Below are 20,504 nucleotides of genomic sequence, written 5' to 3' on the forward strand. Positions count from 1 at the left end.
AGGCGTAGGCTTATGGCCAAGGTCATGAACGTGGAGAAGCAGATTTGGGACGTGGAGGGGTTCGCCGTGCGCATTCTCCACCTGGATGGCCGCGACGTGCGCGGCGACCGCATGGGTTTGCCTCCATATCCTTTCGAAACCCCGGCGAAGAACGATTTGAGCGTGGAGAAATGGAAAGCGACGCGTTTCCGCCAGATCTATCCCGGATTTGAAGTGGATGTGGTCGACTCGGACGGCGCCTCGGTGCATGGAAATACCCGGCTCGGCACCGTTCGGGACACTTATCTAGACGAGGAATAGTGTGTTTCCGTCTCTTCCGTAGAGCAAGACAGCACGTAGGATGAGGTGGCGAAAGATCGTCCCTCGATTAGTGCGGTTCGTTCCTCACCGCTACAGCAGCTGAAGTCGTTGGAAATGCCGCCTTGGTAGTCAAAATGCAAGCCGCGGGCAGAGCTGAGGCATGTGGCGACGGGCTTTGCGACCTACAGCGGCACGGTGATAGTTCGGCGTTGAAACGTGATCTGCTTTCGAGTGTCGATACAGCAGGTATGAAAAAACGCCGTAGCGGGAGCGGTGCCGCTCTCTGGCATTCAGGCGACACAGGAGGCAATCATGTTTTTGGAGACCGTGAGATCTGAAGGGCTTTCGCATTTGTCGTATGTTCTGGGCGACGAGGACGCCGGCGTCTGCGCCGTGATCGACCCGCGACGGGATATCGAAATCTATCTGGAAATCGCCAAGGACTACGATGTCCGCATCAGCCATATCCTGGAGACTCACGTGCACGAGGATTTCGTGTCGGGGAGCCGGGAACTCGCGGCGCAGACCGGTGCTCCGATCTACGCCGGCGAGTCGAACGAGCGCACCTTCGACCACGAAGCGGTCAGGGACGGAGACACCATTCGGGTCGGGAATCTTTTATTGCAGGTTCTTCACACGCCCGGGCATACCCCTGAGCATGTGTGCTACCAGGTAAGCGGCGGCAAGGGCGCCAAGGCACCCTGGGGCGTCTTCACCGGGGATACACTATTCTGCGGCGACGTCGGCCGCACCGATCTGCTCGGAAACGAAGAGGCAGACTCGCTGACTCGACAGCTGTATCATTCGCTCTTCGATAAGCTCCTGCCGCTGGGCGACGAGCTGACGATCTACCCGGCTCATGCCAAGGGCTCGCCATGCGGCGGCCATATAGGCGACCGGCTGACTAGCACACTGGGTTATGAACGGCGCCACAATCCCAAGCTGCAGTTCGACGATGAGGACGGGTTCGTAAAGAATCAGCTCGGATCGTTGCAGCCCGCTCCGTTCTATTATGCTCACCTGAAAGACGTTAACATCCACGGGCCACGCGTGCTGGCCTGCGTTCCGCCGATTCCGATGCTCGAGCCGCACGTGTTCGAACTAGAGATGACCAGGCCCGAAACGGTGGTCGTCGATACACGAGAGATCGAGTCCTTCGGCGGAGGGCATATCCGCAACGCATTGAATATCGGCTTGCGAGCCGAGTTTCCGATGTGGGCCGGGTGGATGCTGAAACCCAACCAGCGAATTTTGCTCGTCCTAGCTGAGGAAGACGATCTCGAAACGGTTCAGCGCCACCTGCTTCGGGTCGGGTTCGAGAAAATCGACGGTTATTTGGCCAAAGGCATGCGGGGCTGGTTCGAGGCGGGACTACCCTTCGAGAGCATCCCGGAACTGAGCGTTCATCAGCTGAAAGGATTAATCGCGGAGGGCGGTAGCGATCTCCAGATATTGGACGTGCGAAGTCCAGCGGAGTGTAGCCAGGGTCATATTCCAGGCGCGTTGCATCTGTATGCGCCTTATCTGCCTGACCATCTCCATTCCCTGGATCGCACCAAACCGACCGTCACATACTGCGGGAGCGGCTACCGGGCGAGCATCGCCGCGAGCGTGTTAAAACGCGGCGGATTCACGGATGTGTACAACGTCCCGGGCAGTATGAAGGCGTGGAAAGCGGCGGGCTACCCGGTCGAATGAGCGTCTTCTAAAGCAAAGGGGGCAGGAGAAGGCGGCTACGGAAAGACCGCGGGGAGTCCGGCATCACTTTTGGAGCCGTATCCGGCTCGGTTGAAGGGTGTCCGTCCGGGACCATTCGGCGCTAGGCCATGGCGGTTTGAAGGGATACTTTGGGTTGCGAGACTTCCCTGAGCACTTCTGCGGTCTTGCTCGTTTGGTGCGCGCCGGACGATATCCGCCAGGGGAGACCATGCCGCAACAGCGCCCGTTTTGATCAACCGCCAGCACGCGCCGGAGCTAATTTCTTTCTATCCGTTTTACAGCAGTTCTCTAGCGAGGTTTCCAGCGTAGCTGTCACGCACGAGGTCGACATGCATGCCCCGGCAGTTATGTGCATCGTGTCTTTGCCCTGGGAAGGCTGCGGCAGCCGTATCAACTCCAGATTCTCCACCCCCGGGATCTCGCCGCAGTCGCGCCGTACCATCAGCCGTGCGACCGATTCCAAATCGGTACACGAGGTACAGCAGACCGGATTGGGCGTCACGATTTTTTGACGTCCATGGGTGTTCCTCCATTCTCGGATTTCTCGCTCGTTCTGGATCGGGCGCCGCGTCGTTGCGGCGCGTAAGCGAAATAATGGGGCAGGGTGGGGTGGCGAAGGTTCGGCGTGTCGGAGCGAACGAATCGCTTAGGATCGAGATAATCCTGATGCGCGCCTCGGGTGTTCGGCCGCTGAGGCCGGACACTCCGGCGCGGCGGGTTCCGCATGATTCCTGTCGCAAACGCCCGTATCCGGGCCGAGCAGGGAAGAGCGGGTGCGCGGAGTGGTGGCGAAGTGAAAATGCCGGGGGAGCGTGATCTGTGGATTTCGGCGCTGTAACCGCTCGACGAGATCCAAAATGCGATTGAGTCGGGCACGATCCGCCTGCGGATCGAGATAGGTCGCATCGGCCGCGTCCAACAACTGCTGAATCAATTCTGGATGGTGGCACAGTCTATGTTTTCTGGTCGCCATCGTTTCCCTCGGTTTCAAGATCGCTAAAAGTTGCACCTAGTCTCGCGGTATCGTGGATATTCGAAATCTCGGCTAAAAGAAAACCTACTCTGATCAGATGGGCGAGGAGAAGGTAATCTCGGCGCGGTTCCGACGCTCTGCGGAAGGCGATTTGTGCGTGGAAAATTCCAACGCCGGAGCATTCGGGAAAGCGAGAGCCGTTGTACCGGATAGCCAACCAATATCGTCGATCTAGGCTTAGATTCAAACATATCATTTCCAGGATCAGACGAACTTGAAGTGAGTCACGAAATCTCGGTTTGCCCTTTTCCGCAGACGCGTTCGGCTGTCATAAGTGCACGGATATCTACGTACGAGGTCGCACGTATTCCGTTCGGCCCCATGCGGGCGCTTAAATGATAAGCACTCGAAAGGGCGGTAAGGAAGCGGCATTCGAGCACGGATTAGGGGTGCCGCGTCGCCCCCCAGGATGGGATAGGCCGGCATCCCACCGATCCGAACAAACCGCCCGATAACTTAAGCGAAGTCTCCTCATTACATATTACATATAGACGATTTCTTCCCGTATGACGGGGGTGTATTAGCCCTCTACGACCGAGAGGATTTCAACCGGCACCGGGTGAATCGGCAGTCGCCAGCGGAGCAGACACTCGGTGCCGCGTAGCCAGGAAGCTTCGTCTCGGAAAACCAGCAAAACGGTGGCGAATGGGTGTCGACGAGACGCCGCTTTGTTCAACCAATGCGCGCAACAGGGTTCTGGAAAGCCCGAGGCAAGTAAAAGCCACTCGTTTTTACCTGGCGCTGGCTTTTAGTGCGCAAAATGCAAAGGACCGGTTAAGCCTGAGCGGTAGAGATGATGTAACCGCAGCGTGACCGGGACGAATGTACCGCGTGCGGTTTGTGGAAGAGGCGGATCAACAGGTACTTCGCGGCACGGGTCGAGTGGAAACTTCCGTACCCCCGTGGTAAAAACCAGTCTTTCGCCGCGACCAATTGGTGCTAGGAGATCCGCTTTTTCGAGCAAGCCCTAATCAATTTGTTTCGTGGGCCACTGGACATCTCGCCCGTAATAGAGCACTGTGTCGAGATCAAGGATGACTCGTACAGGCATGCCACGGATCGTTCGGGGTGCCTCGGGAGAACGTAAACCCCATAGGCGAGCGGACGGCGAACGAAATTTTGGAGGTAGAGATGTCATCCACGAGTTCAACACACCCAGATCCTTCCCTTACCGCCAGCAGTTTTCGGCAGACCTGCGGGTTTTGCGGCTGCGTGTTCCTTGTGGAAATCACTAGGCGTATCTCTTATTCGTATTTCTCCAGGTCACTCCAGGACACGCACGGCTATTCCTGTCCCGAGTGTCAGCGCGATTCCCAGATCAAGACTTCAACCCCTCCTCGGGTGAGTTTGATTTCAAAGCGCACCGACGGCCGCAAAGAGCTTTGTCCGGCTAAATAGATACGGGCGAAAGCGTCGTCGATTGCATCGCCGTTTTTGGCAAAACCTTTTGGGACTTCCTGGTCGCCAAAAGGCGCCGGTTAGGGCGTCCGCTAGTGCCTTCGGCGGCGCATTTCGCTCCGTTGTCGCTCTGCTGACTGTGTTCCTTTCTAGCCGGGGTGAACCCTCAGTGCTGAAGTCCGTAGCGCCCCGTTCGAATCCGCCAGAGTGTAGCCACCAACGCGTCGATGTCTTCGCAGGTGTTGTAGAACGCCAACGATGGGCGGACCGTGCTTTCAAGGCCGAACCGCCTCAGGATCGGCTGAGCGCAATGATGGCCCGTGCGCACGGCGATACCCTCCCGATTCAGTGCGTCGCCGATATCCTCGTTACGGAATCCGTCGATGACGAAGGACAGCACCCCGGCCTTCTCGGGCGCAGTCCCGATCAGCCGTAGCCCTGGAATAGCACTGAGCTTTTCGGTTGCATAGACCAGGAGTTCGTGCTCGTAGCGGCTTATGTTTTCCATGCCGATTTTTTCGACATAGTCGAGGGCAGCTCCAAGTCCGACAGCGTCGGCGATGTTGCCCGTGCCGGCTTCGAAGCGGGCGGGCGCCGCTTGGTAGATGGTTCGCTCGAAGGTAACGTCCTGAATCATATTGCCGCCGCCCTGCCATACCGGCATGGCGTTGAGCAGGTCGAGTTTGCCGTACAGTACCCCGATACCGGTAGGTCCGAACACCTTATGGCCGGAGAAAACGTACCAGTCGGCGTCCAGCTCCTGCACGTCCACGCGCATGTGGGAAACCGCCTGTGCGCCATCCACCAGCACCCGCGCCCCGTAGCGATGGGCCATTGCCACCATCTCCCGTGCGGGCGTAATGGTGCCGAGAGCATTCGAGACCTGGGAAAACGCGACCAGCCGGGTACGGGGACCCAGCAGCTTTTCGTACTCGTCGAGCCGCACTTGACCTCGGTCGTCCACGGGCGCGACCCTGAGGCGAGCGCCTTTCTCGGCGGCCAGTAGCTGCCAGGGTACGATGTTGGCATGGTGTTCCAGCCAGGTGATCACGATTTCATCACCCGGCCCGATATGCCGGCGCCCCCAGGATTGGGCGACCAGGTTGATGGCCTCCGTAGTGCCCCGGAGGAAGATGATCTCGTCGCTGGAGGAGGCGTGGAGAAACCGGGCTACCTTATCCCGCGCGGCTTCGTAGGCATCGGTCGCGCGCGCCGCCAGCTCATGGGCCGCCCGGTGGATGTTGGAGTTCTCGTGCTGATAGAAGTACGTGAGCCGGTCTATCACCGCTTGGGGCTTTTGGGTGGTCGCAGCGTTATCGAGCCAGATCAGGGGGCGGCCATTCACCTGTTCCTGAAGGATCGGGAAGTCACGGCGCACCACGTAAGCATCGAATGCCGGATGGGAAGAACCGGAATCCGGAATTGCCTCGGGCAGCACTTCTGCCGATTCGATCACCGGCATGGTAGGTTTCCGGGCAAATGACCGTGCTTCCTCGAGGAAGTAAAACGAGGTTCCGGGCATCTCGCTGGAAATATGCGGCATGGCCGAGGCAGCATTCGTTGGCGCCGTGGGGTGGCCGAACGTACTCCCGGCCGGTAGACCAGGGAGTGATCCGTTTGGAATGCTCAACACTGGAGCGCCGTAGCCCTTTACGGAGGGCGTCGACGGCGCGGAAGCCGGATCGGCTATCGGAATCACCGGGGGCTCCGGCATGAACGGAACTCCCGCGGCAAGCGTCGCAACGCTTGCGGGTGCGCCTCCCGAGGATTCGAGATTCAGCGCCGGCGCATTGTGCCGCGAGACCGGTTGGGCCGACTGGAGGAAGTAGGCAAGCGACTCCGCGGATTCCGGTGTCGGTGGTGTAACCGGAGTCTGCGGTGACAAGCCCGTGGCGCCTGCCATCGCGGCGGGCAACGCACGGAGTTCCGCATCCGTAGGGCCGCCTTTATCGGAAACCGGAAGCCCGCCAGGGACTGGCGATCCCGAACCGAGCGTAGCTCCGGGCGGCGTTACCGCCGTTGGCGGCATGGCGAAGAGCTCGTTGGCGAGTTTCGTGAGCACCGCCGGATCGATTGGCGCGAGCGCATCGGCCGGGATATCCGCCCACTCTGGCGCCGGCCCCGCCGTCGGGATCGGAGTCGCTCCGGATCCATCGGAGGGCGGAGTGTTACTTCCGGTATTCATGTTTGTAGTCATGGTATTTACCCACTTCGACGTTTTCGAGCACCGCTACTGCGTCCTCGACCAGGACTGCCAGTGAGCAGTACAGGGAGATCAGATACGAAGTGATTGCTTTACGGTTGATGCCCATGAACTTCACGGATAGTCCCATTCCGTACTCGCCCGGCAAGCCCGGTTGATAGAGACCGACCACGCCGCGCCGGCTCTCACCGGTCCTAAGGAGCAGGATCTGAGTCTTACCGTCCTGGATTTGCAGCTTGTTCGTGGGCACCAGGGGAATGCCGCGCCAAGTGAGGAACGGCGAACCGAACATGTTGATGGTAGGTGGCGGGACGCCGCGGCGCGTGGCTTCCCGTCCGAAGGCTGCGATGGCCTTGGGATGGGCGAGGAAGAAAGCGGGTTCTTTCCAGACCAGCGTTATCAACTCATCCAGGTCGTCCGGGGTCGGAGCGCCGGTGAGGGTCGAGATGCGCTGCCCGGGCGCGATATTGTTCAGGAGACCGTAATCTGGGTTGTAGAGGAGTTCCGCTTCTTGCCGTTCCTTGATGGTTTCGATCGCCAGGCGGAGTTGCTCGGTGACCTGGTTGTAGGGGCTGCTGTAAAGATCGGATACCCGGCTATGAATATCCACTACCGTGGTGACCGCGCTCAGATAGTACTCGCGAGGCGTCTCGTCGTAGTTGACGAAGGTTTCCGGCAAGTCCCGCTCGTCTTCCGGCTGAGAGCAGGCGGTCAGCACTTGGGACTCATCTTTGACCCGGTTCAGCCGGTATATGCCCGCTTCGACGGGGACCCAGGGGAGTAGATGTACCAGCCAGCGCGGTGTAATGCCGAGCATCTGGGGTGGGGTTTTGGTAGCGTTGGCGAGCTGGCGTGCGGCAAGATCGCCTAGGGCTAGATGGCTTGGATTTTCGGCCATGTTTCTTCCTCTTTTTTGATTATCCGTTGCAAACGTATTTCAGTTTTTCAAGGTGGTTATGCGCTGCGGTTTGCCTCCTTCTTTAAGCGATTCAAAAACCGGTGCCGCCGTCCAACCTGTCGCTGCGGGTTTTCGCCTGGGTTATGTGGCTTCCCGGTGGCACACTGTACGTGAGCCAAACGTTGCCGCCTATCGTCGAACCGCGGCCGATGGTTACGCGACCAAGGATCGTGGCGCCTGCGTAGATCACGACGTCGTCCTCCACGATGGGGTGACGAGCGATGCCCTTGATCAGAGTGCCGTTCTCGTCGGCCGGGAATCGTTTCGCGCCCAACGTGACGGCCTGGTACAGACGTACCCGCTGGCCGATAACGGCGGTTTCGCCGATGACGACGCCGGTACCGTGGTCGATGAAAAAATGCCCGCCGATGCTCGCTCCCGGGTGGATGTCGATACCCGTTTCCGAGTGAGCGATCTCGGCGATCATGCGAGCGATTAGGGGCGTCCCTAATCGATAAAGTTCGTGAGCAAGCCGGTGATGGATGATGGCCGTGATGCCGGGGTAGCACACCAGCACCTCGTCGATACTCCGCGCCGCTGGGTCTCCTTGATAAGCGGCCTCGAGATCGCTATCCAGCAGTACCCGCAGATGTGGCAGACGCGCGGCGAAGTCCCGGACGATTTGCACCGCTCGCTCTGTCTGCCCGGTGCTGTCCTCGCTGGACTCCTCGGCCGTGAATTGAAGCTCCCGGCATACCTGTCCGTACAGCAGCCGCAGGGCCGCATCGAGCGTATGACCCACGAAATAATCGATGGCTTCGTCGGTGAGTTCTCCCGAACCCAGTCGGTTCGGAAACAGCACGGCGGAAAGACCTTGTACGATTTCCACCAGGACTTTTCGGGAGGGCAACTTGGGCGGTTTATTTTCCCTTTGCCGGCTCACTAGCGATTTGACTCTGATTTCCCGGAGTTCCGAGACGACCGAATCGATATTCCAATGCATTTTTCCAAAAGTTGTCATGTCAATTTCCTTGCCAGACGACGCAAGACGCATAGCCATGCCCACCGAACTTAGGCGGTAGAGACGCCTGGGAATCGGATGTCTAAAAAGTAATCGGCCTTATAAGGTTGGGCCTCAGCAATTCCTGCCGCGCGCTCACGTGTAAATGCCGGACCTGTCTCCGTTTCACCGTGATCGCTACGTTACGGCTTCGCCAATCAACTCCAGCGAGCGATGTGTTGGGATCCCGTTTGTGTCGCGATCGAGTTGGTCGGGGCAAAGCGGCCAGCGGAACGGCGAATGACACATAGCCCGGCATGACATAGATGTCACGTCCCGTGTGATCATTTACCAGGAAGGCGTGACGTCCTGTTCGAAGTCCGGAGCGTTCTTCAGAAGATCTTTGGTTTATCCAACTAAGGTTCATCACAAAGCCGATTCGCCTTCACAAGAAGGTCCGTACCACTCCCACCGTGCGGCAGGACGCGAAACTTCGAGTTGAGCGAGCCTTAGCCCAAAAGCAAGACGCCAGCCGGACGATGGTCCGCAAGGTCCCTTTCCGTATCCAGGCATATGTGGCCGACCCCGGCTTCAAGTTCAGCGACTGTTTCCCGACCTGCGCCAACAGCCTTCGGGCACACACGAGTTCGATCGGTTCTGCGGCGAACCAAACATCGAATATCCCTTTATCCCACTTTATCGGCCCCCAGCAGCAGATCGGCCGTTGTAGCAGTGGTACGAGGAGGTTCCGCAAACCGATCGCTTCGACACCACAGCCGATTAGGAGGCACCTGGCGCCTGTACAACCGTCCTTTCCTCAATGGCGCCTAGCTGTCAAGTCCCGCAAGATCGTAAACCTTCTTTCGAAAAAGATGAGGATGGGACAGTTGCCAGTTTTTGAGAGCCTGGATCGGGGTGAGATGGCCTAAGGCCTTTTGGGGAATGTGATGATTGTACAGCTCGACATAGCGGTGCAAGGTGGTGTCCAGATCGGCGGTTGAATCGAAGTGATGGGTTTGCAACACCTCCTCGATGCGGCCATTGAAGCGTTCCACCAGGCCATTCGTTTGGGGCCGGCCCGGCGGAATCAGGCGATGTTCGATGCCTTGTTCAGTACAGAGGCGGTCAAACTCATGCGTCCCCGAGGGCTGCCGAGTTCGGGTCAGGAAACGGTCGGTAAACTCCGAGCCGTTGTCGGTCAGGCATTTCTGGATGCGGAAAGGCGCGGCCTGAATCACCGCTTTGAGGAAGTCCTTTGCGCTTAAGGCGGTGCGGTTGGGCTTGAGGGCGACATAGACCCAGCGGGTGGCGCGGTCGATGGCGACGAACAGGTATCGGCGGGGTTCGCCGTCGATGGCGGGCAAGTACTTAACATCCAGGTGAAGGAAGCCGGGCTCATAGGCCTTGAAGGGTTTGACCTTCGCCTTCTCTGTAGGCGGAAGCAGGGTCTTGAGGGACGCCACCCCGTGGCGGCGCAGGCAGCGGTCTAGCCCGGAACGGGACACGGCGGGATTGAGAAATTCCCGGGTCACGGCCAGGAGATCATCCAAGGGGAGGAGCAGAGCTTGGCGGAGGTAGACCACGATGGCTTCCTGGGCGGGCGTGAGCGTGGTTCTGAGGGTGTGGGGCCGGTGTGAGGCATCTTCGACCGAGGAGCGGTGTTTCCACTTGCGGACGGTCGTTCGGCTAATGCCATGCTTTTGGGCCAAGGCGCGCTCGCTCAACGTGGACGCTTGAATGGCCTGCCGAACGGCCGGGGTGGTACGGGCGTTCTTATGAAGACGAATCTGCATGGAGAGAAACCTCACTTGGACGAACCGAATATCTCCTGGAGAAGGCTCCGGGCTTCGAACAGAGCATAACTCCTTCTGGGTAAATAATCATACGAGACGCGACACACACCTAGCCATCTCACCCAGTTCAAGTCCTCAAAGACTGGCAAGCATTTTACTCTTTCACAAACTTAAAAACAGTCGGGATTTGACGGTTGTCGAGTGTTCCTAAATCAGTAGTGAAGAACCTAATAACCGGCTTCGGCGGTGATCGCAGCTTTTTATGTTCTGATTTTGAAACATACTCGTTACGATCTCGAATCATTCTTTGTTATTTTTCACGCGACATACCTTATTCAAAGGCACAAAAAGAGTAAAGAATATCGATAGAAAAAATTGTTATATAAATTTGGTTTGTTATATCAATGAAGAGGATATTAAAATCCAACACACTGATAGGTATGCGCTAGGTTTATCCATTATTATGGATAAGTATCCAATATAGTGGAAAATCTTAATTAACCAAGGATAAAGATCTGTCAGGTCTGATTTGTTTCATAACTTTTTTTGTGGAAGCGATGGGGATGAAGTACTCGCTACTTTTTCACGGTTTGGATTGGGGTGAGATGGCCCAAGGACTGTTGAGGAAGGTGGTTGTTAGCGTGATGTAGCGAAACCGGGTGGTATTCGATGTTTGGTTCGCCGCAGAACCGATCGAACTCGTGTGTGCCCGAAGGCTGTTGGCGCAGGTCGGGAAACAGTCGCTGAACTTGAAGCCGGGGTCGGCCACATATGCCTGGATACGGAAAGGGACCTTGCGGACCATCGTCCGGCTGGCGTCTTGCTTTTGGGCTAAGGCTCGCTCAACTCGAAGTTTCGCGTCCTGCCGCACGGTGGGAGTGGTACGGACCTTCTTGTGAAGGCGAATCGGCTTTGTGATGAACCTTAGTTGGATAAACCAAAGATCTTCTGAAGAACGTTTTGGATTTCGAACGGATGATCGCTTCTTCTTAGAAGATAGTAACGGGATTTGACATTATGAATACGCATTCGACTGATTTTTCGAAAAAAAAAGTACTAGTAACCTTGGGCGGCGGTGGCCATCTGTGGCAATCAAAACGTCTTATAAGCGCTCTTGGCCAGAATTTCTATTATTGCTATGTGACTGGCTACGACTGCTTAGTTCCTCCGGAAGTACGTGATAAAGAGGTTTATCAACTAATAACATTCGCAACAATCAGCGGGCGCGGAATAATAAAAAGATTGGCACGGCTATTTAGCAGCTTGAAAGACGCTTTCCTGATTTTAAGGAAAGCAAATCCAGATGTTGTTATATGTGTCGGAACTTCGCTATCTGTGCCTTTAAGTTTATGGGCTAACCTATTTGGCAAGAAAGTGGTTTTCATTGAAAGTATTACCCGGATTCAGCGACCATCCGTAACTGGCCGAATTTTATCATCATTAAAATTAATTGATCGGCTTTATGTGCAATGGCCAGAAGCAACAAATCTTTATAAAGGGGCAATCTATAAGGGTACAGTTTTATGATTCTCGTTACGGTTGGAACTACAATCCCATTTGACGATTTGATACGTAGCATAGATAGCTTGATTGAGAAAAATAGGATCCATGATAAAGTGATCTGCCAGATAGGCCGAGGCAAGTATATTCCAAAAAATTGCGAGTATTTCCGTTTTAAAGACTCTCTCGACGAACTGGTAAAACAAGCTTCCTTAGTAGTCACACACGGCGGTACAGGTACCGTTCTGTCCTTGCTTACAGAAGGAAAACGATTTGTCGCCGTAGTCAACAAGGATGCAGCGGATAACCACCAACAGGACTTTCTTGATCGACTATCGAAAGAAATTCCTATACGTTGGGTTACCGATTGTTCAATGCTTGATCAGGCTATTCAGGAAGCGCAAAGCGCGCAAGTTCCATATTTGGCATTACCATCTCTTGCAGGTGATTTAATCAACTACATTCGGGCAATATAGTTTTAAGACAAATAAAAATTCTTGCGATTCTTGATGTGGCAGAGCGAACGTCACATTGAAATAATGCTACGAAAGCATGCTCACTCAATGTAAAAGCCCGTAAAGTTCAGCCACGAACTGACATAGAGCGTGCGCAAGAGAGCTGTACTATTCCACGTTAACGCATTAGAGCGCTCATAATCCCAGTGAATTGAGCAGATGCCGGGCGATCGTGCCCGGCAGACTTCGGGCGCGGTACGTGTAACCCAGCGTCGCCGTGCTACCCCGTCCTGCTTCGCCCCAAGCCCTGGATAATCCTTTCCATAGCTTGTCCGCTCGCCGCAAAAGCTTCTTTCAATGCCGCATCAGGACGGTCTAACCCATCGAGCGTTTATCGATTGGTGGCTTGTGTACGACGATCATGCCCAGGCGGCCAATCCATTCACCTTGCTAGGAAATCGCGTCGAATGGACGCGGAACCGGTCTTCCGATTCGCCAGCTACCCGAGAGGATTGGAGAAATGGTCATGAACACGGCAAAAGCGGATTCGATCGGACAATAGCTCCTCAAGCGTCTGTTCGACACAGGCGTAAAACATATCTTCGATGTTCCGGGGGACTACGTGCTCGGCTTCTACGATCCGATGGCGAAAAGCCCCATCCAGCATACTCCCCACGCTTCGGCGTTTGGTAAATCTCCAACCGCTTAGCGTGCCGTCAAGCTTTCCTTCCGCCGCAAGAATTTCATAGAGACTCCGCCCTTGAAACGGAAGCGACCATAAGCACCAAAGGGTCAATTCTTCGACCCAGCAATAATTGAGGACGCTCTAGCACCGGTGGTCAGCATAAGCCATAACGAGGTACAGATGAGCTTCGGCATCGGATGGGTTTTGATAAACATGTGGCACGTCGGCGTTGAAGAGAATGGAGTCACCGGTGTTAAGCGTGTAATCCTGTGAGCCTACAATGATCTGCACGATGCCTTGGCAGACGGCAAGATTTTCGGTAGTTCCCGCAGGATGGGGCTTCGCCTCCTCGACCGCTCGCGCAGCGAGCCTTACCTCGTAAAATTCGACCTTGCGGTTGACATCAAGAGGAAATAGAGCTCTTGAACAGAACGTACCATCCGGCGAAGAAATAATTTTCGCTTCATTGGCTTTAACGACCCGTGGGAGTTCCGAAGGATTTCCGCTAAGAAAGTTGCTGAGAGGCAAGTCCAGCGCCCGCGCGATTTTCCACAGGACTTTTATGGTGGGCACGCTGCGGCCCAATTCGATTTGTCCGAGCATGGCCCGACTTACTCCGGTCAGCTGCGCGAACTGCTCTAGAGATAGATTCCGTTGTTTGCGGAACCGATGCAGATTCTCAGCAATCACAGCGCTCAATGCGTATTCGTTTTCCTCCATGCTGTCTCCGTCAAAGAGATACAAGAAAGATATCCTTCGGGTTAATCCGCTTGTTTTTCCCGTTCGAGCATCGACTTTTTGCCGATGCGCTTGAAAATCGACAGCAAGAAACCACGGATTTTTTCGGCTGAGGGCGCGCTTCTATGGGCAGGACCCGCCTGGGCTCAAATGAACATGGCATTCGGCTCCCGGTAATCCAGAATTGTTATTTATCCGCGCTTGTACCGCTTGTAAACGAAGGTGGGTTCGGCATCAGGATGGCTCTAATCGACCTACGTGTCGCGTCTCGTGTGATTATTTACCGAGAAGGAGTTATGCTCTGTTCGAAGCCCGGAGCCTTCTCCAGGAGATATTCGGTTCGTCCAAGTGAGGTTTCTCTCCATGCCGATTCGTCTTCATAAGAACGCCCGTACCACCCCGGCCGTTCGGCAGGCCATTCAAGCGTCCACGTTGAGCGAGCGCGCCTTGGCCCAAAAGCATGGCATTAGCCGAACGACCGTCCGCAAGTGGAAACACCGCTCCTCGGTCGAAGATGCCTCACACCGGCCCCACACCCTCAGAACCACGCTCACGCCCGCCCAGGAAGCCATCGTGGTCTACCTCCGCCAAGCTCTGCTCCTCCCCTTGGATGATCTCCTGGCCGTGACCCGGGAATTTCTCAATCCCGCCGTGTCCCGTTCCGGGCTAGACCGCTGCCTGCGCCGCCACGGGGTGGCGTCCCTCAAGACCCTGCTTCCGCCTACAGAGAAGGCGAAGGTCAAACCCTTCAAGGCCTATGAGCCCGGCTTCCTTCACCTGGATGTTAAGTACTTGCCCGCCATCGACGGCGAACCCCGCCGATACCTGTTCGTCGCCATCGACCGCGCCACCCGCTGGGTCTATGTCGCCCTCAAGCCCAACCGCACCGCCTTAAGCGCAAAGGACTTCCTCAAAGCGGTGATTCAGGCCGCGCCTTTCCGCATCCAGAAATGCCTGACCGACAACGGCTCGGAGTTTACCGACCGTTTCCTGACCCGAACTCGGCAGCCCTCGGGGACGCATGAGTTTGACCGCCTCTGTACTGAACAAGGCATCGAACATCGCCTGATTCCGCCGGGCCGGCCCCAAACGAATGGCCTGGTGGAACGCTTCAATGGCCGCATCGAGGAGGTGTTGCAAACCCATCACTTCGATTCAACCGCCGATCTGGACACCACCCTGCACCGCTATGTCGAGCTGTACAATCATCACATTCCCCAAAAGGCCTTAGGCCATCTCACCCCGATCCAGGCTCTCAAAAACTGGCAACTGTCCCATCCTCATCTTTTTCGAAAGAAGGTTTACGATCTTGCGGGACTTGACACCTACGGGCAAGTTTTCTGTTATAGAGACAAGCCATACCCCGAATAGACCGTGGATGATCATTCCAATGCGGTCGAAACACTGTGATTATTTTAGGTTGCTGCCTTTCTGCCGGATTCCACCGTAGAGCTGCAGACGCAACGGACCACGGGGCCTGCGAGGTAACGTCCCGCTCGGTGAAGACGGGTCTTGAAGGCCCTTCAACCGAATTCAAGGCAGACTTCGCAAACGACCCGTCCTGCGCAATTGAGCACGTCCGACTGCGGTGTCTAAGAACGAGTGCTTCGTTCGTTGGCGCCTGGGTGGCAGAAATTGGCTGCTACGGTCCCCAGTTGCTCCCGCTGCGTGAAATCTGTCTTTTTTGCTGCCCCCTCGGCAACACCTTGAAGGAATTCGACAACCAAGGCATGGAGGTTATGCCCTTGAGCTTTGAGGTTCTGGGCTAAGACGTAAGGTATGGGTACTTGAACCGATGAGGGCGAATGGTGGACTGTACGATTAAGCATGGTCGTTTCCCTCTAATTACATGATGTGCAAGGCAAAAATAGCAGAGCAACAGTCGTTGCACGGTGATTGTTTTAGTTGAAAAGTAGCTTACCGATACTTTCTTATTTCTTAAAGGAATATTAATTAATAAAGTGATAACATTAAGTTATAAAAAGATAGGCATTCTTCGTACGGCCACATTCGTGTCAAGACGGCAAGCTGATCTTGACAGCCTGATTGTTTAAGAGACCCCGAGGCTAATAGCATTGTCATAGGGTAGGGCGCGAACATGGGTTTTGCCCATCTCGTCGCACATGAACACACGCACCTGATCCCCTCCGCCATGCCCCACCTCACAGCCGCGTCGCACGATACGTCTTATCCAACGGCGCACCAAACGGATGGCCGTTAAGAAACGCTCCCGCTAGTCTACGGAGGTTAAAAACCGTCGCGAGCGAAGGAAATTCTGCCGCGGCAAGCGGCTTTAGATCTCGCCAGGGTACGGGTGAGGAAAGCCATTTCGTACAGGCGCAGGTCGTTCTGTTTCTCTCCGGATATTGCTCGATCGAATCCCGCTTCAGCCCCTGACCCTGGATTTCAAGACTTCGGCAAGGCGCCTCATGGCCGAAGACGAGTCGTCACGCGAGATATGAACGTTGATGATGCTGGGTGTCGCGTGGTTGGCGAGCGCTTCGACAAGGGCTTTCTCGAAGGATTCTTCATCGGGTGCGTCGTACCCATTCAAAGGGCCGAAGAGCTCGCCGAGCCGGTCGAAATTCCAGCAGCTGATGTCGTTGAAAGGCCCGTCGAGGATGTACCTTTCGGTGCTGTACCCGCAATTGTTGAAAACCACCACGATCGGCGCGAGGCCGAAGCGTATGTGGGTCGAGAGTTCGGTGCCGGTCATCTGGAACGCGCCGTCTCCGACCAGAATTAGCGCGCGATGGTCAGGCCGGGCGATTTGCGCGCCGAGCGCCGCGGGCACCGCGAACCCCATCGTGGTGTAGAACGCGGAGGACAGAAATTCGCTCCGCTCATAGACCCGCAGGTCGATCGCGGCGAACAGACAATCCCCGACGTCGCTGACCACGATCATGTCGGGCGTAAGCGCGCGATCGAGCCGTTCGATCAGCCGCGCGATGGTCATTGGGCGCTCTGGCATGGGAAACTCGGTGGCCTCCGGCGTGGTTACCGGCGCCGGGAAGGTTTCGTGTTTAGCTTTCACCGTACGCGCGAGAGATAGGACGAAATCCGATAATGTGACGCGAGGATAGCGGTGATAGCGGATCACGACTTCATTTTGCGCTGCGCGCACGATGCGGTGAGGGTCGAGGCGCGCGGTGTAGACGCCAGTATCGATATCGTTCAACGTGACGCCCAACATCAGCAACAAATCGGATTGCTCTACCATGTACCGCGCGTTCTCCGAACTCATCGCGCCTTCATAGACCCCAAGATAGGCCGGATGCCGCTCGGCGATCACCGATTTACCGGTCAACGTGGCCGCCACTGGCAGACGCGCCCGCTCGACCAGCTCGACCAGAGCGTCCTGAAGGCCGCGCCGATGCAGCTCTACTCCCGCCAAGACGGTCGGCGAAACCGATTTACTCATGAGTTCTGCGGTCTCGGCGACCGCTTCCGATAGCGCGGCTTCGTCGCTGGCGGGCTCCTCCGGCGGCTCCGTGGGTACCGGATGGCCTTCTGCCATGACTAGATCTCGCGGCAGTTCGATGTAGACCGGCTTGCACGAATGGCGAGCGGCTGCGATGACCCGGTCGATCTGGCGAAAGGCGATGATCGGATCGTCGAGCGTCACAGCGGCGCAGGTGATGCGATCGAAAATTTCGCGCTGAAACGTGAAGGGACCGAAACGGTGATGAATCATTGGATCTTCCTTCTGTTCGCGCACCCCTGGAGCGCCGCTGATGACGATTACGGGCGAGCTTTCCGCATAGGCACCGGCGACCGCGTTGACCGTATTCAGAGCTCCCACGCCGTAAGTCACCGCCAAAGCGCCGAGTCCTCGGCAGCGGGCATAACCGTCCGCCGCAAAGGCCGCGGTATCCTCCCGCGTTGTGCCGACATGCTGGATGGGGCTCTTAGCCATCAGATCGTAAAAGCCGAGCACGTAATCCCCGGGAACGCCGAAGATGTGCTTTACGCCCGCTTCGTACAGACGCTTGAGGAGGTATTGTCCGATCGAATCCGCTTTTGCAGTGCCCATGACCATTTCTCCAATTCTCTCGGGTGGCTGGTGTGGTGGTTCGGAGATCCGATTGGATGTCCATTCGAGGCGATTTCCGGACGAGGTACATGGATCGGTCGTCCTACCGTGATCGTCGTCCACGAGCCACCTATCGATAAACACTCGATGCCTTAGACCGGTGCTGGCCTGCTCCGGCATCGATAAGGAAAGTGGCGGGGTATTCGAAACCTGGCGCATACCGCCCGTGCTTCGTTGTATAACCCAAAACCGGGTGTTTTAAAACCCGAGCCCAATCGCCGACCGTTTCGGTGAGGCGGACTCCCTTAAGAAAGCGCTGACGATATATCCAGGCGCTGGCTGTTTTCTTTTATTTGAATTAGCCGACCTCAATAAGTTAGGGCCGCCCCCCACGGGGTGAACGCGTGACCGATAGACGTACGGTGTCGTTGCGCCGAACGACCGTGAACACCACCGAGCAAGAACTGGATGCCTAGTGCTGCGATCAAGGTGCACTGACCGTAGAACGTTTCGTGGCATATCTCGATGTCGATGTGCTGCCGCTCTTGCTCGCCGATAGGACGCTGATTCTCGACCGATACCCGGTTCGCTGGACACGCGCTGTCCGGGCGTTTCTGGACCGCCATCACATCCGTTATGTCGACTTTCCGCTGCACCCACTGGCGTTCGATTCAAGCGAGTAAGCGTGGTTCAACTCAAGCACGTTTTGAAATGCGAGAATCCGCGCACCGTGGACCACCTCCTCAATACCCTTCACTGAGCCGGCCAATCCATTACCCCGAATGATGCTCATGAGTACTTGAACAGGTCGAGGACTTTTCAGTCACCGACTCAAATTGAAAACGCTGTAAGCCGGGTCGTTGCAAAAAGGAAAGTTACCGCTCGGTGAATTTTTCACAGGATTGTTAGTAACCTTTTTCTAGACTAGCTCCGGCTTGGAAACGCGTTAGACAAGAAACCGTTTTCGGATTTTTCGAAACTATATTCGACGGATGCCTTATTTAAGGTTTTTAGTCAACGAATATAAAAAAGGATAATCATCCATGATTATTAAACATAAGGTTTCCAAATTTCTGGTGACGGTATTTATCACGTTTCTAGTAACTTCGACCGTGTCGGCAGGCCCCAAAAAGAAGCCATCCAAGACTCGTAGCGAGGAGGCAATACAAGCCGAATTCTTCTTTTGGGAAGTTTTTCATAATGGCTTGTACGACTTGATTCCGGACGTGCTTAATGCGTTAACAGCGGCATATCTTACAAATCCTAACGATTCGACGACCGCGGCTTATATCGGGGCTGCGCATGCCTGGCGTCTGAGCGAAAGAGCGAGAACGGATCCTATTCCAGCGACCATTACCGATCACGCGGTACTCGCGCGCAAATACTTTGAAGAAAAGGTTCGCATGGATCCTCACGACGCTCATTACATTGGCTTCTTAGGCAGCCTGATGATGTCGGAAGCCGATGTACACGGGGATGCCAAGCTGATGGACGAAGGTTATAAGACCTTGCTGAAGTCCACCAAGCTTTATCCTGAGTTTAACTACGTTACCGCGGGGCTCACATTAACCGGTGGCATTGTGGAGTCACTGCCTTCGGCCAATTCGAAAATTTTCAAGACTGCGCTTGAATGGCAATGGAAAGCCATGGAATTGTGTTTGGGTGCAAGGATCAACCGTGCGAATCCCGACGCCTCCCCTTACATGGACCGCTTTACGACGGAAGGGCCTAAAAAAGTGTGCTGGAACACCGAGCTTGCACCGCATAAATTCGAAGGTTTCTACCTGAATATGGGCGATATGCTGGTCAAATCGGGCGACTGGCGCACGGCCCAGAAGATTTATGCCAATGCAAGGCTTTCACCTAACTACGCAACGTGGCAGTTTGCCCCGATTTTGGAGCAGCGTATCGCGGAAGCACAGTCGAATGTTGCTCTGTTCAACACGCCTCCTGGTCCGTCCGGACAGTTTGTTAAACCGATGATGGCTCAGTCCGCCTTTGCCTGCACGGGTTGTCATCAATATTAGAGCGGTTCTCAGGTCAGTGAAGGGTATAGCCACACCGGGTGAACGAGTGTCGAGCATCGATTGGGGTGGTTGTTGCCAGAACGGCGGCGAGAGCCTGATCTTCTCCAAAGTCCACAACACACTCTAGCAATGGTAATTCGATGGGCCGGAGCGCGCGGCCGACAGCTCGTCCGGCAATCCGGTCCTCAGCCTCGTTGCAGAGCCCGCCCCACGCTCTGTCCAAGGAGCGTGATACCTCGGTGCGTCCGCCCGCTGTGCGATGGGGGCGGGCGCAGCCGCACTCATACGGTAAACTCGACAAGAAAGGTAACTACCGACATCAAGGCTGCGTTTCGACCGCATTGACGCGATCGTCCGTCGTTTCCAGTACTCTGTTACCAATCGAAAGTGGGTCAAAGCTTACGGAGTTTGATCCGCACGTCGGCGTTGGTGAACAGCCCGTTTGCTTTCACTCTAGTGTGGCTACGGCACTGAGCCCAGGTGACGAGGCATCGCTGGCGCTCCCAACCAGCCGTTTGTGACCGGCGCACCCGGATGGCCGTTCCACCGTATGGGGCATTCCGTTTGACGCATTAAACGATAGCGTATGCCAATGCGCCCTATGCGAGCTGGACAGTTGGAACTCCAAGCAGGGCACATAGGGAAGCCTGCGCAGTGTAACGTGCCTTCTGAGATTCACCGATACTTCCCGGTTCAATACGCGCCGTTGTTTTCTGTGGAGA

15 protein-coding genes are annotated in these 20,504 nt (G+C 55.9%); 8 read left to right on the forward strand and 7 right to left on the reverse strand.

The window, feature by feature from the left end:
* Positions 1-12 precede the first annotated feature (12 nt).
* The 3 genes from QEN43_RS03435 to QEN43_RS03445 all read left to right on the forward strand — a co-directional run bounded on the left by QEN43_RS03435 (position 13) and on the right by QEN43_RS03445 (position 2,531).
* Positions 13-300 (forward strand): hypothetical protein, encoded by a 288-nt coding sequence (locus tag QEN43_RS03435; RefSeq protein ID WP_036269303.1) that lies wholly within the window; start codon positions 13-15, stop codon positions 298-300.
* 312 nt (positions 301-612) lie between these two features.
* Positions 613-1,998: an MBL fold metallo-hydrolase gene (locus QEN43_RS03440; protein WP_026611974.1), complete on the forward strand. Its 1,386-nt coding sequence runs from the start codon at positions 613-615 to the stop codon at positions 1,996-1,998.
* 350 nt (positions 1,999-2,348) lie between these two features.
* Positions 2,349-2,531, forward strand: a complete 183-nt coding sequence (locus tag QEN43_RS03445; RefSeq protein WP_036269306.1) for a hypothetical protein — start codon at positions 2,349-2,351, stop codon at positions 2,529-2,531.
* Positions 2,532-2,665: 134 nt separating this feature from the next.
* Here QEN43_RS03445 and QEN43_RS03450 read toward each other — a convergent pair whose 3' ends face one another.
* The 5 genes from QEN43_RS03450 to QEN43_RS03470 all read right to left on the reverse strand — a co-directional run bounded on the left by QEN43_RS03450 (position 2,666) and on the right by QEN43_RS03470 (position 10,344).
* Complete coding sequence (locus tag QEN43_RS03450) at positions 2,666-2,992, reverse strand: hypothetical protein (protein WP_026611975.1); 327 nt, start codon at positions 2,990-2,992, stop codon at positions 2,666-2,668.
* Between the two features lie 1,624 nt (positions 2,993-4,616).
* Entirely contained in the window at positions 4,617-6,635 is a 2,019-nt protein-coding gene (locus QEN43_RS03455) for a family 2A encapsulin nanocompartment cargo protein cysteine desulfurase (protein ID WP_084162377.1), read from the reverse strand.
* Entirely contained in the window at positions 6,619-7,551 is a 933-nt protein-coding gene (locus QEN43_RS03460; RefSeq protein WP_026611977.1) for a family 2A encapsulin nanocompartment shell protein, read from the reverse strand. The genes QEN43_RS03455 and QEN43_RS03460 overlap by 17 nt, the downstream gene beginning before the upstream one ends.
* 91 nt (positions 7,552-7,642) lie before the next feature.
* The gene (gene epsC, locus QEN43_RS03465) at positions 7,643-8,572 is read right to left on the reverse strand and encodes a serine O-acetyltransferase EpsC (protein WP_026611978.1); all 930 of its coding nucleotides are present in this window, start codon (positions 8,570-8,572) and stop codon (positions 7,643-7,645) included.
* A gap of 806 nt (positions 8,573-9,378) precedes the next feature.
* Positions 9,379-10,344 (reverse strand): IS481 family transposase, encoded by a 966-nt coding sequence (locus QEN43_RS03470; RefSeq protein ID WP_317963704.1) that lies wholly within the window; start codon positions 10,342-10,344, stop codon positions 9,379-9,381.
* Positions 10,345-11,361: 1,017 nt separating this feature from the next.
* Here QEN43_RS03470 and QEN43_RS03475 point away from each other — a divergent pair.
* Positions 11,362-11,871, forward strand: a complete 510-nt coding sequence (locus QEN43_RS03475) for a glycosyltransferase family protein (RefSeq protein WP_084162379.1) — start codon at positions 11,362-11,364, stop codon at positions 11,869-11,871.
* Positions 11,868-12,320, forward strand: coding sequence for a PssE/Cps14G family polysaccharide biosynthesis glycosyltransferase (pssE, locus tag QEN43_RS03480; RefSeq protein WP_026611980.1), 453 nt, complete (start codon positions 11,868-11,870; stop codon positions 12,318-12,320). Before QEN43_RS03475 ends, pssE begins: the two co-directional genes overlap by 4 nt.
* An 805-nt stretch (positions 12,321-13,125) precedes the next feature.
* On the opposite strand, the gene QEN43_RS03485 is transcribed toward pssE, so the two are convergent.
* Positions 13,126-13,704 carry a helix-turn-helix domain-containing protein gene (locus QEN43_RS03485; protein WP_026611981.1) on the reverse strand — a complete coding sequence of 193 codons (579 nt, stop codon included), beginning with the start codon at positions 13,702-13,704 and terminating at the stop codon, positions 13,126-13,128.
* A gap of 381 nt (positions 13,705-14,085) precedes the next feature.
* Between QEN43_RS03485 and QEN43_RS03490 the strand changes: the two genes are divergently transcribed.
* Positions 14,086-15,093, forward strand: coding sequence for an IS481 family transposase (locus QEN43_RS03490; RefSeq protein WP_317963705.1), 1,008 nt, complete (start codon positions 14,086-14,088; stop codon positions 15,091-15,093).
* Positions 15,094-16,108: 1,015 nt separating this feature from the next.
* On the opposite strand, the gene QEN43_RS03495 is transcribed toward QEN43_RS03490, so the two are convergent.
* Entirely contained in the window at positions 16,109-17,755 is a 1,647-nt protein-coding gene (locus QEN43_RS03495; protein ID WP_026611983.1) for an alpha-keto acid decarboxylase family protein, read from the reverse strand.
* A 512-nt stretch (positions 17,756-18,267) separates the two neighbouring features.
* On the opposite strand from QEN43_RS03495, the gene QEN43_RS03500 reads away from it, so the two are divergent.
* Positions 18,268-18,438 (forward strand): hypothetical protein, encoded by a 171-nt coding sequence (locus QEN43_RS03500; protein WP_156912908.1) that lies wholly within the window; start codon positions 18,268-18,270, stop codon positions 18,436-18,438.
* A 360-nt stretch (positions 18,439-18,798) separates the two neighbouring features.
* Entirely contained in the window at positions 18,799-19,782 is a 984-nt protein-coding gene (locus QEN43_RS03505) for a hypothetical protein (RefSeq protein WP_051332050.1), read from the forward strand.
* The last annotated feature ends 722 nt before the right edge of the window (positions 19,783-20,504 follow it).

Source organism: Methylocaldum szegediense (assembly GCF_949769195.1).
Lineage (GTDB): Bacteria > Pseudomonadota > Gammaproteobacteria > Methylococcales > Methylococcaceae > Methylocaldum > Methylocaldum szegediense.